Source organism: Priestia sp. SIMBA_032 (genome assembly GCF_046535215.1).
GTDB lineage: Bacteria > Bacillota > Bacilli > Bacillales > Bacillaceae_H > Priestia > Priestia aryabhattai.
The window spans coordinates 1-482 of the sequence record NZ_JAWRXD010000125.1 but is presented as its reverse complement, the minus strand read 5'-3'; the positions used below and the strand labels follow the sequence as shown (position 1 = coordinate 482).

The 482-nt window shown below is 37.1% G+C and carries 1 protein-coding gene; it reads left to right on the top strand.

What is annotated here, in order from left to right; translation table 11 throughout:
• Positions 1 to 482 (top strand): MFS transporter (locus SB717_RS33620; protein WP_410907129.1); only part of this gene is annotated, 482 nt, incomplete at both ends.

The window sequence follows — 482 nt, the reverse complement described above, 5'->3', positions numbered from 1 at the left end:
ACCGCGCGAAAGCACAAGGTTGGATGAGTGCCGTTTGGGGTGTATCCGGTGTTATCGGACCGTTAGTAGGTGGATTTTTAGTTGATTCCCTTTCTTGGCGTTATATCTTCTTCTTAAACGTTCCATTCGGAATTATCGCTTGCTTAATGATTGTAATTTACTACAAAGAATCTATTAAACCTGCTAAACATCATATCGATTATCTTGGTGCAACAGTTTTTCCATTAAGTACAATCGCTCTACTATATGCATTATTAACAGGTAGCAGTAAGCAAAACTGGGGAGACATAACAATTATCGGCCTATTAATCTTCGCCGTCGTTTCATTTATTATTTTCTTATTCATCGAGAAAAAATCTCCGGAACCATTAATTCCGCTAGCACTTTTCTCTAACCGTACATTATCTACGATAAATATATTAACTCTTATTGCTGGCGCAATGATTATTAGTATTACTGTGTATCTTCCAATTTGGAGCCAG